This is a genomic window from Sphingopyxis sp. LARHCG72 (assembly GCF_052871675.1).
In genome coordinates, this window is the sequence record NZ_JBIXJU010000006.1 from 283885 (window position 1) to 298996 (window position 15112).

General features: G+C 65.4%; 12 protein-coding genes. 3 read left to right on the forward strand and 9 right to left on the reverse strand.

All coding sequences use genetic code 11. The annotated features are described in order from the left end of the window. Nucleotides 1-13 precede the first annotated feature (13 nt). From ACIPPQ_RS15660 to ACIPPQ_RS15670, 3 genes are read right to left on the reverse strand one after another with little or no spacing between them, the layout of a single operon-like run. A complete protein-coding gene (locus tag ACIPPQ_RS15660; RefSeq protein WP_446544988.1) occupies nucleotides 14-1021 on the reverse strand; it encodes a histone deacetylase family protein in 1008 nt (335 codons plus the stop codon). Further along, complete coding sequence (locus ACIPPQ_RS15665) at nucleotides 1018-1596, reverse strand: FMN-binding negative transcriptional regulator (RefSeq protein ID WP_446544989.1); 579 nt, start codon at nucleotides 1594-1596, stop codon at nucleotides 1018-1020. Before ACIPPQ_RS15665 ends, ACIPPQ_RS15660 begins: the two co-directional genes overlap by 4 nt. Beyond that, nucleotides 1593-2549 carry an alpha/beta hydrolase gene (locus tag ACIPPQ_RS15670; RefSeq protein WP_446544990.1) on the reverse strand — a complete coding sequence of 319 codons (957 nt, stop codon included), beginning with the start codon at nucleotides 2547-2549 and terminating at the stop codon, nucleotides 1593-1595. Before ACIPPQ_RS15670 ends, ACIPPQ_RS15665 begins: the two co-directional genes overlap by 4 nt. A gap of 176 nt (nucleotides 2550-2725) precedes the next feature. On the opposite strand from ACIPPQ_RS15670, the gene ACIPPQ_RS15675 reads away from it, so the two are divergent. Then, nucleotides 2726-3484, forward strand: a complete 759-nt coding sequence (locus ACIPPQ_RS15675; RefSeq protein ID WP_446544991.1) for an AraC family transcriptional regulator — start codon at nucleotides 2726-2728, stop codon at nucleotides 3482-3484. Between the two features lie 18 nt (nucleotides 3485-3502). Here the strand turns inward: ACIPPQ_RS15675 and ACIPPQ_RS15680 are convergent, their stop codons facing one another. From ACIPPQ_RS15680 to ACIPPQ_RS15700, 5 genes are all read right to left on the reverse strand, one after another. Then, a complete protein-coding gene (locus tag ACIPPQ_RS15680) occupies nucleotides 3503-5614 on the reverse strand; it encodes a phosphocholine-specific phospholipase C (protein ID WP_446544992.1) in 2112 nt (703 codons plus the stop codon). A gap of 34 nt (nucleotides 5615-5648) precedes the next feature. After that, nucleotides 5649-6644: a phosphonate ABC transporter, permease protein PhnE gene (phnE, locus tag ACIPPQ_RS15685; protein WP_446544993.1), complete on the reverse strand. Its 996-nt coding sequence runs from the start codon at nucleotides 6642-6644 to the stop codon at nucleotides 5649-5651. Further along, nucleotides 6641-7366, reverse strand: coding sequence for a phosphonate ABC transporter ATP-binding protein (locus ACIPPQ_RS15690; RefSeq protein WP_446544994.1), 726 nt, complete (start codon nucleotides 7364-7366; stop codon nucleotides 6641-6643). Before ACIPPQ_RS15690 ends, phnE begins: the two co-directional genes overlap by 4 nt. After that, nucleotides 7363-8298 carry a phosphate/phosphite/phosphonate ABC transporter substrate-binding protein gene (locus ACIPPQ_RS15695; RefSeq protein ID WP_446544995.1) on the reverse strand — a complete coding sequence of 312 codons (936 nt, stop codon included), beginning with the start codon at nucleotides 8296-8298 and terminating at the stop codon, nucleotides 7363-7365. The genes ACIPPQ_RS15690 and ACIPPQ_RS15695 overlap by 4 nt, the downstream gene beginning before the upstream one ends. 87 nt (nucleotides 8299-8385) lie before the next feature. Beyond that, complete coding sequence (locus ACIPPQ_RS15700) at nucleotides 8386-10530, reverse strand: TonB-dependent receptor plug domain-containing protein (RefSeq protein ID WP_446544996.1); 2145 nt, start codon at nucleotides 10528-10530, stop codon at nucleotides 8386-8388. A gap of 278 nt (nucleotides 10531-10808) precedes the next feature. On the opposite strand from ACIPPQ_RS15700, the gene ACIPPQ_RS15705 reads away from it, so the two are divergent. Next, nucleotides 10809-11702, forward strand: coding sequence for a MurR/RpiR family transcriptional regulator (locus tag ACIPPQ_RS15705; RefSeq protein ID WP_446544997.1), 894 nt, complete (start codon nucleotides 10809-10811; stop codon nucleotides 11700-11702). Nucleotides 11703-11846: 144 nt separating this feature from the next. Next, complete coding sequence (locus ACIPPQ_RS15710) at nucleotides 11847-12602, forward strand: helix-turn-helix domain-containing protein (RefSeq protein WP_446544998.1); 756 nt, start codon at nucleotides 11847-11849, stop codon at nucleotides 12600-12602. 34 nt (nucleotides 12603-12636) lie between these two features. Here the strand turns inward: ACIPPQ_RS15710 and ACIPPQ_RS15715 are convergent, their stop codons facing one another. Continuing rightward, nucleotides 12637-15000: a TonB-dependent receptor domain-containing protein gene (locus ACIPPQ_RS15715; RefSeq protein WP_446544999.1), complete on the reverse strand. Its 2364-nt coding sequence runs from the start codon at nucleotides 14998-15000 to the stop codon at nucleotides 12637-12639. Nucleotides 15001-15112 lie beyond the last annotated feature (112 nt).

Below are 15112 nucleotides of genomic sequence, written 5' to 3' on the forward strand. Positions count from 1 at the left end.
GCCCTTTGTCGTTTCAGAAGCCCGAAAGAAATGCGGCGACGTTCTTGCCGAGATCGCCGACGGCGTAGCCGCCCTCCATCACGATCAGCGCCGGGACACCGAGCGCCGAGATGCGCCCGGCCAGTTCGACATAATCCTCCCGCTCGAGCGCGAAGCTCGAAATCGGATCGCTGCTGTGCGTATCGGCGCCGAACGAGAGGACAAGAAATTTCGCGCCCCAACCCGAAATCGCGGCGAGCGCCGTATCGAGAGCGGGCGCATAGCTTGACCCGTCGGTCCCGCGGGGCAGGGGGATATTGAGCGTGCTGCCTTCGCCCGCGCCTTCGCCGCGCTCGTCGGCGTGGCCCCAGTAGAAGGGGTAGTCGGTGCGTGGGTCGGCGTGGATCGAGGCGAAGAAGATGGCGGGATCCTCGTAGAAGATATCCTGCGTGCCGTTGCCGTGATGATAGTCGATGTCGAGGATCGCGACCGGCCCGAGGCCGCGGCTCTGCGCTTCGCGCGCCGCGATCGCGGCGTTGTTGAGGTAGCAATAGCCGCCCAAATAGTCGCGCCCGGCATGGTGGCCGGGCGGACGGCACAGCGCGAAGGCATGGGCCTCGCCGCTGGTCGCGAGATGATCGAGCGCGGTCAGCGCACCCTGCGCCGACCAATAGGCCGCTTCCCACGTTCCCGCCGCGATCGGCGTCCCGGCGTCATAGCTGTACGCGCCGAGATCGGCATCGATGCGCCCGAAGGCGAGCGGCCGGCGGCGGCGGATCGGGAAGGTATAGCCGATCGCGTCGCCATCGCGTCCCGCCGCAAGCCAGTCGCGATGCGCGCGTTCGAGGAAGGCGAGATAGTCCGCGTCGTGCACCGCGAGCAATGGCGCCATGCCGAAGTCGCGTACGGGAGCCCAATCGGCGAATTGTTCGACGATCGAGCGCGGGCGTTCGACGTTTTCCGCATGAGGCACCCAGTCGCCGTTGTGCAGTTCGCGCGAAGGGGCGTGCGCCATCTGGCGATCGTCGAAGAAGAGCTTCACCTTCGGGCCTGTCCTTCCATCCATTGGGTCAGCGTCCGGTCGCCGTGTCCCGCGACGATCTCGGCAAAGCCTTGCGGGCTTTCGTCCTGCCCGAGCTTGAAGCTGTGCTCGGCTGAGCGGACGTGCGCGCGAAAGGCGATGATCTGATCGAGCATCCGGTCATAGCGCGGGCCGAGGCTGGCTGTCGACCAGGCGCCGCCCTCCATCTTCGCGACGAGCCGCTCGATCGCATCGCGTGTCTCCTCGCCGACGAACTCGACCTCGACGGTGAAGCGGAGCACGGCATAGTTCCACGTCGGCGCCCAGTCGGTTTTCGAGAGGAGCGACGTCGGTACATAGCCCGATGGGCCGTTGAACAGGACAAGGCCGCGCGGGTCAGCGCGGAAATCGCCGACAAGCCGGTTGCGCAGCGCGCAATGGCCGAGCAGCGCGACGACGGTGCCGCTGTCGTCGCACTCTGCGATCAGCGGCAGGGGGCTGGCGTGGAAGGCGCCCGATACCAGCCAGGCAAGCGGGTATTCGGCGACCAGTTGTGCGATGTCGGCGGCATCGCGCGGTTCATAGGGTCCGGTCATCCGCCGACGATATCACGGATCCACGCTGCCTGCTCGTCGAGCGCGCGGGCGGCGAGCGGGGCGATCGATACCGCTTCGAGGAAGCTGTGCGTCGCCCCGCGGTAAGTCACCGCGGTCGTCGGCACGCCGGCCTCTTCGAGCTTGCGGGCGAAGGCGTGGTTGCAGTCGGCGAGGATGTCGCATTCGGCGATGGCGAGAAAGGCGGGGGGCAGGCTGGCGAGGTCGGCGCGCAGCGGCGCGACAAGCGGATCGGAAAGCTGTTCGGGGCCATCGACATAGGCGGCCCAGAAGGCGTCCATCTCGTCGGCTTCGAGAGAATAATCGCCCGCGCCGAAGCGCGCATAGCTGGGCGTGCGTTCGGGCGCGAAGGCGCCATAGTTGAGCAGCATCGCCGCGGGGAGGGCGCGGCCGCGCCGGCGTTGCAGCAGGCACGCCGCGACCGACAGGTTGGCGCCCGCTGAATCGCCGCCGATCAGCACGCGGCCCGCGTCGAGGTTCAGCGCGTCCGCCTGCGCCGCAATCCAGTCGAGCGCCGCGGCGCATTCCTCGAGTGCGACAGGGAACTTGCTTTCGGGCGAAAGGCTGTAATCGATGCCAAGCACCGCGATACCGGCGCGCGCCGCATATTCGCGCATCAACCGGTCGTGCGTGTCGATGCTGAACAACATCCAGCCGCCTCCGTGGATGTAGAGCATGACGGGCAGCTTCTCGTCCGCGACGGGGCGATGAAGCCGCATGCGGACGCCGCCCATATCCAGTTCGCTGCTCTCGGCCATTATCGGGCCATCTTCGCGCCAAGGCTTACGGACGCGTTCGGCGACTTGGCGACGGACCGCCATGCTGGCGCCCGCGGGGGCGCCGTGCTCGACATAAGCGGCGTTGATCGCATCGACGAAACGGCGGATATCGGGGTCGGCCATGTCGTCCTGCATGGCGCTCAAGCCCTTTGACATATTTGGCATATCCTTCTCGAAACGATCCTTGATCGCCTGATAGCTTTTACACCGCCGCATCTATCGCCCGTTCGGGCCAATCACCGCGCCGGACAGGCCAGCGGTCGCATCCTCGCTGGCCAACAGGGTGTGCGGCCTATATCGTGCATTTGTCCAATAGTTGCGAGGATCGGGCCATGAAGCATAGTGTCGATGTCCTTGTGAACGACCGGCCGGTCATTGCGCTGCAGGATGAATATCCCGCGGGCTTCATCGATCCGATGCACAGCCACGACCATATCCAGATCCTCTACGCGTCTGCAGGGGTGATGTCGGTGCGCACGCCCGAGACGAGTTTCGTGATCCCGCCGCAGCGCGCCGTCTGGCTGCCGGCCGGGACAAGGCATGAGGTTGCGTGCCGCGGCCCGGTGTCGCTTCGCACCCTGTACCTGCCGTGCGCGGGGCATGAGCATGAGAGGGAATGCCGCGTTTTCGAGGTGTCGAACCTTGTCAAATCGCTGATCCTCGAGGTCGTCGACTTTCCGGCACTCTACGACGTCAACGGGCGAGAGGGGCGGATCATCACGCTGCTGCTCGACGAGATCGGGCGGATGCCGAACGCGCCCTATCAGGTGTCGATGCCGTCGAACCCGCGCCTGCTGCGCGTGTGCAACGCGATCATCGCCGATCCGTCCGACCCGCGCGATATCGACGACTGGGCGGCGCTCGCGGCGATGGGGCGGCGGACCTTCACCCGCAGCTTCAAGCAGGAAACGGGCATGGGGCTCGCGGTCTGGCGCCAGCAGGTGCGGTTGATGGAGGCGCTCTCGCTGCTCGCCGCCGGGGCGTCGATCACGCAGGTCACGTACGACGTCGGCTACGACAGCCCCAGCGGTTTCGCCGCGATGTTCCGCCGCGCTTTCGGCGTGCCGCCGAGCCAGTATCTGAAACACTGACCCGGCGTTTCGCCGCTGTCAGCCGAAGGTCAGCGGGTCGCTGATGCCATGCCCGCCGCGCTCGACGCGTCCGGCGAGGCGGACCTCCATACCCGGCAGCGCGACGGTCACGTCGTACCAGTCATGGTCCTTCGGCGCCGGCCATGCCTCGACAGCTTTGCCGCGGCCGGCGACGGTCACCGACTTTGCGGCCGACGCGGCATAGGCGTCGCGGGCGATTTTGGCCTCCTGCGCGTCGCTGCCCGCGTTGACGAAAGTGAAGGTGAGGCCGCCGCGTTTGCGGTCGTAGCGCGCGGTCATTGCGGGCGCGCGCGCGGCTTCGTCGACTGTCCCGCGGAAGGCGCGGTGGAAGCCGTTGGGGCCGAGCACCCAGAGGTCGAAACTCCCGTCGGAGCCGACGTTCCAGCGGTCGTCGATCGCTTTGCCTGCTTCGACGGTATAGCGGCGCGGGATGCGGTCGAGGTGCAGCTTGTCATAGACGTGGAAGACTGCGCCAACCGTACCCTGATTGACGAAATCGAGCACGATGGCCTTGTCCGCGCTGTCGATCCGCGCGTCGACGTGGAGGATATAGGGCAGCGCGCGCGAACGGCGGATGCCCTTTTCCTGGAACAGCTGCTGCGGCGCGCGCGGCGGAAGCGCCTTCGGGCGTTGCAGGTGCGCGCCGAGGATCGTTGTCGAGCCGCTGACGTCGGGCAGCGCGGGGAAGGCGGCGTCGGCGCCCTTCGCGAAGTCGAAGCAGGAGGTCAGGTCGCCGCACACCGAGCGATGCCAGGGGCTGATCGCGGGGATGGTGATGCCGAAGCGCTGTTCGAGGAACTGGCCGACCGAGGTGTGGTCGAAAACCTCGCTGCTGACCCAGCCGCCCTTGCTCCACGGCGAGACGACATACATCGGCACGCGCGGGCCGAGGCCGAACGGGCGCGTCGTTCCCGAGATATTGTCGTCGCGCGACAGATATTTGTCCTCATGATCGTCGAAATAATGGCCGGGCAGCGCGAGCGTCGCTTTGCCCGCGAGCGTGCCGTCGGCATTGTACGACGGCGGCGCGGCGGGCGGGAAATGATCGAACAGCCCGTCATTCTCGTCGAAGGTCTGGAAGAAGACCGTACCCGCCCAGGTGTCGGGATTGGCCGTCAGCGCGTCGAGCACGCTTGCGGTGAATTCGGCGCCCTCGATCGGGGTCGAGGCGGAGGGATGCTCGGACCATTGCTTGGGCGGCAGCACCCACGATACCGCAGGCAGCGTGCCATTCTTCGCATCTTCGGCGAGCTTTTCGAGCGAATGGTGCGACATGCCGCGTTCGTAGATCGGCGAACCCGGCTTCGCGTCGCGAAAGCCCTTGAAGGCGAGGCCGCCGTGCATCGCTCCGGTCCAATTGTCGTTGGGGTCCTGATAGATGCGCCAGTCGACGCCCGCGGCTTCGAGCACTTCGGGAATCGTCGCCCATTCGAGCGCGTTTCCGGCATAGGTATAGCCGGGTTCGGGCAGCGCGCCCTTGATCCAGCAGCGGAGGTTATTGGGTTCGGACTTGTCGTCGCGGCAATTGGTGCCGGTGGCGGCAACCTCAGGGTCGAAATTGGACCCCGACCAGAAGACGATGCGATTGGGATCGGTGCCGGTGGTGATCGAGCAATGATAGGCATCGCAGATGGTGAAGGCCTCGGCGAGCGCGAACTGGAAGGGGATGTCCTCGCGCTTGTAATAGCCCATCGAATAATCGGTCTTGAACTTGGGCCACAGGCCGAACTTGCCCTGATTCCACGCCGCCTGCGCGTCGGAGAAGCTGTGCGGGGTGCCGGGGACCTTCAGGCCGTTGGTACGCGCGGTGTCGAGGTGGAAGGGCGGCAGGTCGCGCGCGCCGTTGCTCTGTGACCAGACGTTCTTGCCGCCGGCGAGCGGGATCGGGTGACGGTCGCCGAAACCGCGCACGCCCTTCATCGTCCCGAAATAATGGTCGAACGAGCGGTTCTCCTGCATCAGGATGACGATGTGGCGGACATCCTTGATCGTGCCCGTCGTCCGCTTCGCCGGGATGGCGAGCGCGCGGCCGATGCTGGCGTGAAAGGCCGCGGCCGAGCCCGCCGCGACGCCGGCGGCCTTCAGGAAATCACGTCTCGAATTGGACATCCAAACTACTCCGGATTGAAAGGAAAGAGGGAGGTCATCGCCACGCCCGCCGCGCGCGCGAGGCGACGAGGTCGAGGGTCAGGATGACGAGGAAGATCGCGATCAGGATCGTGCCGACATGGCCATATTCATACATGTCGAAGCGGCCCTTGAGTTCCTGCCCGATACCGCCCGCGCCGACGAGGCCGATCACCGCGCCCATGCGGACGTTGCGGTCGAAGGTATAGAGCGTGCAGGCGATATGCTGCGGCAGCACCTGCGGCAGGATCGCGCTGCGCCAGACCGTGAGCCGTCCGGCGCCCATCGCGGCGAGCGCCTGCTGCGGCCGTGCGTCGGCATCCTCGACATCGTCGGCGTAGAATTTGCCGAGGAAACCCGCCGAATGGAGGCCGAGTGCGAGCACGCCGGCGATCGGGCCGAAGCCATAGGCGATGACGAGGAACAGCGCAGCGACGAGTTCGGGCACCGCGCGCAGAAACGCCGACGTCGCGCGCGATCCGGCGCGCAGAGCGGCGTGCGGGGTGATGTTGCGTGCACCGAAGAGCGCGAGCGGCAGGCCGATCAGCACGGCGATGAACGTTCCCCAGAGCGCGATTTCGAGCGTTTCGAGCATCTTTGCCGCGACATGGAACAGATAGCCGAAGGGCTCGACCAGCCAGGCGGTCCGCACGATCCGGTCTTTGCGGCGCAGCGTTTCGGGATCGAGTTCGGACACGCGCGTCTCGACGGTTTCGATGTGCGCGAAGGGAGGCAGGCGGGCGGGGTCGAAACCGGCGATGCGGCTGACCTCGCGCCGCGATGAAAGCTGGATCGAGATGAGCTGCCCCAGCGTGGTGCCGAGACCTTCGGCGACCTGCGAGCGATCGGCGAGACCTGCCTCCGCCAGCACCGCTTCGCCGCTGAGCGTCAGCATCCGCCCGATCTCGACGCGTTGGCCGGTGTACCAGAGCAACAATAGGGCGCCGAAAAGCAGGGCAACCGCGCGTGCGTCGAGCATTGCGGGAAAGCGCCAGGGGACGGCGGCGTTCATCGCGCCACTGCCCGGACGCGCGGCGGCGCGGCATGGCTGTCGAGCATCGCGGGCGTCCCGTCGAAGACCACGCGGCCGGCGTCGAGCATGACGATGCGATCGGCGAAGCGGCGTGCGAGCGCGGGTTGATGCAAGCTGCAGATTACCGTGGCGCCGAGGCTTCGAGCTTCGTTGCGGAGCAGCGCCAGCGTCGCTTCGCTCGTCGCGGGGTCGAGGCTGGCGACGGGCTCGTCGGCGAGGATGACCGCGGGGCGATGGAGCAGCGCGCGTGCTATCGCGACGCGCTGTTGCTGTCCGCCCGACAGGCTGTCGGCGCGGCGCGCGAGATGGATTTCATCGAGCCCCAGTCCGGCAAGCAGACGCGCGGCGCGCTCGCGTTCGGGATGGGGATAGAGGCCGGTGAAGCAACGCCAGGGGGCGATGCCGGCGACCGCCATGACATTCTGCGCGACGCTGGCGCGGCCGCACAGCGCGAAATCCTGCGGGATCAGGCCGATACGGCGGCGAAGCGCGCGGTCGGGCGCGGCGCCGTCATAGAGAATGCGCCCTTCGCTTGCGTCGACGAGGCCCGCTGCGGCGCGGAGCAAGGTCGATTTGCCCGCGCCCGATGTGCCGAGCACCGCGCAGAATTGGCCAGCGGGGATATAGAGGGTGACGTCCGCGAGTGCGGCGCTGCCGGGGGCATGGTGGACACCGAGACCGGCGATCCCGATGTCGATCATCGGACCGGCCTTTCGGCCGCCTTGCGGAGCATCTCGCCCTTCAACGCCGGGCCGACCTGCGCCATTTTCCGCGCGGCGGGATCGAAATGACCGGCAGGGACCGCGCCCGTATAGCCGTCGACCTGTGCGCCGCCATAACCGCGGATCATCTCGGGCGTGATGCCGGGGGTGCGGCTGATATTCTCGAACGCCGCGCGAAGCCGCGCACTCACGGCGGGCGGGAGGCGCGTGCTCGCGATCAGCGGCGGGTAGGGGATCGGGCCGCTGCGCGCGACGACGCGAAGGTCCGCTGCGCCGGGGACGTTCGCACGGACGGCCTTGTCATAGCTGTCGAAGGAAAGCGCGGCGGCGTCGACCTCGCCATTGACCAATGCGGCGAGGCTGTTCGCGTGGGTGCCGGTCATGCGTACCGCCGACAGGTCGCGTGCGGGATCGATCCCCGCGTCGAGGAACATCGCGACGGGAAAGACGAAAGCCGAGGTCGAGTTGATATCGCCGAACGCGACGCGCTTCCCCTTGAGGTCGCCGATCGAGCGGACGGCGGAGTCGGGGCGGACGAACAGCCCGGCATAATAGACCGAGCGCCCCGATTTGACCGCGACGGCGAGCATTTCGGCGCAGCCGCGGCGCCTCGCCTGCAAATAGGTGACGGGTCCGACAAAGGCGATGTCGGCGGCATCGTTGCACATGGCCTCAACGACCCCGCCATAGGATTGCGCGACCTTGAGGTCGAAACGGAGTCCGGTGCCGCGCGCCACCGCGTCGAAGACCGGGCGATAGTCGGCGAGCGTGCCGCTTTCGGTCCCGCCGTCGGCGGGGATCAGCAGCACGCGCAGCGGCGGCGGCTGCGCGGTGCGCGGCGGCAAAAGCAGCCAGGCCGCGCCGGCAGCGCATAACGCCGCCAGCACAGCCGCAATCATCCACCGCCGCATAAACAACCTCCGTCGACCCGAGAAACGGGGGGCAACTACGACGGGGCTGTGACAGCGGCATGAACCGGGTTCCTCGAGCCGGGCCGGTCAGAATTTGGTCGAGTAGGAGATATAGACGCTGCGCGGCTTGCCCTCGAACTCGTAGCCGTAGAAATATTCGGGGCTGTTCAGCGCGATCTCGCCGCGAATGAAGGCCGAGCTGTAGCGCATGTTCCCATAGCCGTAACGTTCGGCATATTTCTGGTCGAAGATGTTGACGACGCGCAGCTGAAACTGGTGCTGGCGCTCGTCGCCGAGGCGATAGCCGATCGACCCGTTCATCAGGAAATAATTGCCGAAATTGTGGCGTAGCGAGCTATTGACCCCGCCCGTCGCATATTCGGGACCCTGGTAACGCGGGAAGAGCGTGACCGAGAAGCGGTCGTCGGGGCTGGTCCAACGGAGGTTGCCGCCGATCATATATTCGGGGGTCTCGTTGATCTGCAGCTTGCTGCCGTCGAGGCGCGCCTTTTGCTTGGTGTAGTTGATGTTGAACGAGAAGCCCTTGCCGACGCGCACGTCGAGTTCGGCGGTCAGCCCGCGGATCTCGGTGATGCGGTCGTTGTTGAAATAGGTGTTGGGGGTGAGGCCCGACGTCGTCTGGATGCGGTTGGTCACGTCGGTGCGGAATGCGCCGACCTCGGCATTCACCTGGACGTTGCCGAAGCTCTGCGAAAAGCCGATGCCGCCATTGTAGGTTTCGGTTTCCTCGGTCTTGAGGTCGGGGTTGCCGACGAGCGTCGGGCTCTGCGCGAACAGTTCGTTGGTGCGCGGCAGGCTGTACGAGGTGCCGCCGTTGCCGCGGATATAGAAAGCGCCGATCGGCTGGCGAAACCCGAATTTCCAGATCGTCCGCGATCCGAAGCTGTCGGCGAAGTCGGTGCGCAGGGCGAGCGACAATTTGGTGTCGGGGCTGAACGGGATCACCGGGCGGAAGTCTGCATAGACGCCGGTGATCGTGTTCGCCTTGTTCGAGATCGGGAAGACCGGGTCCGAGTCATTCTTGTACGACACGACCTGCACGCCCGCGACCACCTCGAGGATGTTGGGGAGCGACAGCGTGTTGCGGACGTTGAGCCCCATTTCACGGAAGCCGCCGACCTTGGAATCCTTACCGAAGCCCTTGTTGGGGAAGGGGATCGACTTGCCCGTCGCGTCGCCGAAACGGATCAACCGGCCCGTCGTCGGATCGGTGCAGCCCGCGGGCGTCTTGCAGATTTCGGCGAAGGTCTCGGTGTTGTTGAGCCGCGGGTTGCTCCAGTAGCCGGCGATCTCGGTGTAGAAATTCTCCGACCAGCGGCGGTCGAGCGAGAAATCGACGATCGGATAGCGGACGCGGTTCGGCGAGAAGGTTTCGGCGTCGGGGAAGGGGTCGTGGAATTCGATCTGCGTATATTGGCCGTTGATGCGGAGTTCGCTCTTGTCATCGACCTTCCACAGATATTTGATGCCGATATTGCTGCGGTTGAGCGGATAATCCTGAATGCCGCCCGCCTTGGCGACATTGTCGACATAGGCTTCGGGGGCGAAGATGCGGGGGCCGTCGGTCTGGATCGTGCCGCCGTAGATCATCAGGCTGTGGCGGCCTTCGGGGTCGATCGGGAAGCTGGCGTTGCCCCAGATTTCGCGCGTGTTGAACGCGCCATATTGCGCGCCGAGTTCGAACTTGCTGCTGCCGTCGGGGCGCTTCGTGACGAGGCTGATCACGCCGATGCCGCCGTTGCTGCCGAAGAAGAGGCTGTTGCCGCCGCGGAACACCTCGGCGCGCTCGATCATGTGCGGGTCGATCGTCGTCGATCCCCAGATATCCTCGAGTGCGGGGCCGCGGTCGTAGAGCGGCACGCCGTCGAGCACCACCAGCGTGTCGCGGTCGCTGCCGCCGTCGAGGCGGATCGTATATTCGCCTTCGTCGGGCGAATAGCCGATGTTGGCGCCCTTGATCAGGAACTGCGCGATTTCGGCGAAGTTGGTCGCGCCCGTCGCGGCGATTTCCTCGGCGGTCACGATCTGGACGGCGTTGCCATATTCGACCGCCGCGGCGGCGAGCGGGGTGGCTTCGACCGCTGCGGTGCCGGTGACGATGATCTCGTCGCCCGCGCCCGAGCCGGCATCGGCGCTGTCGGCGCCTGCTTCATCGACGGCCGCAAACGCCACCGACGGCAGCGCGCTGGCGGAGAGCAACAGGCCAACCATGGCCGCACGCGTTTTGGAAGAGATGTGCACAATCATGCCCCTTTTGAAGAATCCCGGTCACATTGGCGGAGCAGGGGCGGCCGTGTTCACGACTCGATGCTGCGCCGCACCAATGTGCGAGGCATCCGCTAGGGGTGGCATGTGACAGTTGAGTGAAATAGGCTCAGTTTTAGATTTAAATAATAATGAGCAAATTGTACTTTCGGATGATTCCGATCTCGGCTAGCATTCTCTGTCGCGGTGGCGGACGTGAGGATTCTGACGGAGAATTGCGTAAGATGAATGACAAGGGTGGGGTTTCGAAAGCGGCAGGCGACGATCGGGCGCCGATCGAAAATGCGCTCGAACGAATGAGGATGGCTCATGGCACGATGGCGCGGGGCGCGCGGCGCATCGCCGACCATATCCTCGCGCAGCCCGAAGAGATTGTCCGCATGTCGATCACCGAGCTCGCCGAGGCGGTCGGGGTCAGCGAAGGCAGCGTCGTCAATTTCTGCCGCAGCATCGGGCTGTCGGGGTTCCAGCACCTGAAGCTGAGCCTCGCGCGCGAGGTGGTCCAGCCGGTGCAGTTCATCCACGAGGATATCGGCCGCGACGACGACATGGATACGATCTGTCGCAAGGTTTTCCATTCGGGCATCCAGGCACTGCGCGACTCGCTGTCGGTGCTCGATCCGCAGGCGCTGCGGAACGCGGTCGACATGATCCGTTCGGCAAAGCGCATCGAAATCTATGGCATCGGGTCTTCGGCCCCGATTGCCGAGGACACGCATTACCGGATGCTGCGCATCGGGCTCGACGCGCGCGTGGTGATCGACAGCCATATCCAGGCGATCAGCGCCTCGCGCTGCGACCCCGACGTAGCGGTGCTGACGATTTCGCACAGCGGCGCGACGCACGAGACCGTTGCGGCGACACGTCTCGCGAAGGAAGCGGGGGCGCGAACGATCGTCATCACCAACTTCGCGCGCTCACCGATCCAGGCCTATGCCGACGTCGTGCTGTTCACCATGGCACGCGAAACGCGCTTTCGCACCGAGGCGATGACGAGCCGCATCGCGCAGCTTTGCGTTGCCGACGCGCTGATCGCGGCGCTGGCGCTCGACGATTACGACCGTTCGACGGAGACGCTGCGGCAAACCTTCGAGGTATTGTCGATCAAGCGTTTCTGACGCCCGGCTAGGGCGCGGGCCCCGCGTCGCGGGCGATTACCGGGAAAGTACGAAAAGCCAGCCTTTAGCCTCTTATATGATAAGGGGCTTGAGCTCCGCTGCGGAGCGCATCAATGGGACTGGCTGCTCTTTCGGATGACCGTCATGGACAACAAACTGCCTCTGGCCATCACGCCGGAGTTCACGAGCTACATCGGCCGCGGCCCTTGCGACCCCGCGGTTCTTCCGCCCGATGCGATCATCCTCGGCTTCGGGGATATCGGCGAACCCGCAGTCAGCGTCCTCGTCGCGTCAGATCTCGACGGCAATGCCAATGATCATCTGGTGGTGTTCGCGGTCAGCGAAGCCGCCTGCCTTCGCCTTTTCGCCCTGCTGCCGAAGCCTGCGGGCCGCTGGTATCTTCCCGCCGACCTGCGCGGGCTCGGCCGCTCCGTCGTTGCGGTCGAAGGGGAGGGCGAAGTGCCCGACATCCTGCGGTCCGCGCGCAGCCTCGAACTCTTGTGCCAGCTCTTTACGGCGCTGGCCGAAAATCGCATGGTCGAAGTCGGCGGCGCGACGACGCTGAGCGAGGACGACATCACCCGCGTCGCCGCGGCGCACCAGCTCGTCAACGAGCATTGGCAGGAACGGCTGACCGTCAGCAGCGTCGCGCGGCGCTGCGGGCTGAGCAAGGAAAAGCTGACGCGCGGCTTTCGCGAGCTGTATCAATGCAGCGTCGCCGAGGCGGTGAGCGAGCGGCGGCTCCAGCGCGCGCGCCAGCTTCTCGCGCAAAGCGACCTGTCGATCTCGAGCATCGGCTATCGCTGTGGCTATATGAGCAACGCGAGCTTTACCCGCGCCTTCGCGCGCCGCTTCGGCGTCGTTCCCACCGAAATGCGCCGACGCGAGATGACCGCCTGAGGGCGCCCGGCGTCCGGACGCCCCATGGCCTGTCTCAGAAGTGCGCGTTGACGCTCACCCAATAGCTGCGCGCCTTGTCCTTGTTGTTGTAGTGATCGATGTAGGTCGGCGTATAGGCACCGTTCACCGGATTGCCGAAGTCGACATCATAGCCGCGGAAGTCGCGATCGAGCAGGTTGTTCACGCGGCCGCTGATCGTCAGATGGTCGTTCAGGCGATATTGCGCGCCAAGGTTCAGCACCGTGTAGCTGTTGTAATAGAGATGATCGCCGTTCGTCGCGACGCCGCGATAGCGCCGTGAGCGGTGTTCGGCCGAGAGCTGCGTCGACAGGCCGTCGAACGGCTCCCAGTCGATCGTCGCGTTCGCCATATGCTTCGCCGACTGGGTCAGCGGCTGCCCCGCAGAGGCGCCGGTGAGCTGCTTGCTGTCGGTATAGGTATAGTTGGCGCGCAGCGACAGGCCGGGGAAGAACTGATAGCGGCCCGCGACCTCGGCGCCCTTGATCCGCGCCTTGTCGACGTTGAACGGGATGCTGATCGTGCTGCCCAGCCCGAGCACGGCGTAATAGTCGCCCAGATTGGCGCAAGGCCGGACGAAATTGGTCAGTGCGCACGGCCGGACAATCGTCGTGTCGATCTTGTCCTTGAACTTGTTGTGGAACAGCGTGACGTTGATCCCGCTGTTGGCGGTCGGGTTCCAGTAGATCGCCGCCTCGCTGTTGACGCTGGTTTCGGGCTTCAGATCGGGGTTGCCGATGAAGGGGCTGGTGCCCTGTCCACCGAACCCGCGGATCCCGTCATAGAGGTCGGTGGTCTTCGGCGTCTTGTAGCCGGTGCTGACGCCGCCCTTCACCGTCAGCGTCGGGGTGATGGAATAATTGGCATAGATGCGCGGGCTGACATGGCCGCCGAACAGGTTGTGATTGTCGTAGCGGATGCCGCCGGTGAGGGTGAAGCCTTCGAAGATCGTCCAGTTGTCCTCGGCGAACAGCGACCAGATGCGGTGATCCTGCACCGCCTCGATCCCGCCGACCGCAGCCTCCAGCCCGAACACGCCATCGTCGAGCGTGCCGTCGATATATTGGCCGCCGACCACGAAATGATGGCGCCCCGCCAGATTCTCGACCGGGATGTCGATCCGTGCGTCGAGCGTATATTGCGCGCTTTCGAGCGTACGCAGCGGGCGCGGCAGGAAGGTGCTTTCGGCGAGCGCGCGGCGCTGCGCGGTCGGCATCCCGGCATAGGGGCCGGTGCCGCTGAACATCTGTTGCAGCAACTGGCGTTCGGCGACCGAGAAGGGCATGGTGCGGCCCTTGTTGTTCGTTTCGATATAGGCGAACGACAGGAAAGTCCGCGCGAAGCCGAAGTCGCCATTATAGGTTCCGGCCCACGACAGGCGGTCGAAGACCTGGTTTTCGGTATAGCCGACGCGCGGCTGGACGATGCCGCCCGAGGCGCGCCAGATGCTCTCGATCCCGTCGAGGGTGCCGAGCGGATAGGTGATCGCACCGCTGACCGGGTCGATGATCGGCGTGTTGTCATAGACCTGTTTCGAATAATCGATGTCGAAGATCAGGCTGTGGTCGGGCGAGGGCGTGAAGGTCAGCGACCCGCCATAGCTGCGGTTGGTGTTCTTCACCGTCTTGCCGCCGCCGCCGAAGCCCAGCCCGACATGCGACACGCCCGCAGGATCGACGACCGGCGCGAAATCGGGTTCGGAAGGGTAGCGCTTGTAGAAGGAGCCGCGCAGTTTCATCCCGATGATGCCGGGGACGATCGGGCCGCTGACGTTGGCGTCGAACGTCATGTCGTCGCCGAAATCGCTGTCTTCCTGGATGCTGCGCCCGAAGGTCACCGAGCCCGACCAGCGGTCGAGCACCTTCTTCGTGATGATGTTGATCACGCCGCCCAGCGCGTCGGCGCCATAGAGCGTCGATGCGGGGCCGCGAATGACCTCGATCCGCTCGATCGCGTCGAGCGGCGGGATATGGTTGAACTGGTTGCCGCCGAAGCTGTTGGGATAGATGTCGCCATGGTTGTTCTGGCGGCGGCCGTCGATCAGGATCAGCGTATAGTCGGATCCCATGCCGCGGATGCTGATCGTGCGCTGGCCGGTCTTGTCCGACGTTTCGCCGACGTCGACCCCCTCGATATCGCGCACCGCGTCGATCAGCGTCATATAGGGCCGTTCGCGCAGCTCCTCGGCGGTGACGACCGTGATGCTGGCGGGGGCATCGGTGATTTTCTGTTCGAACCCCGCGGCGGTGACGACGATGTCCGATCCGGCAGGGGCCTCGTCGCCTTCGTTCGCGGCGGCGGGCGCTGCGATCAGCGCGGCGATCGCCATTAAGCAGCTGCTGCAGCCGAGGCGCGCAGCCGAGCGATGGAAAGCGGTCATTGGATAGTCCCCCGATAATGCGAATGATTTGCAAAAGATCGGCGCGCACCTGATGCGGACGCCGTGCGGGGTCAATTCGGAATCGGGGTCAGGCGAGTGTCAGCAACACTTT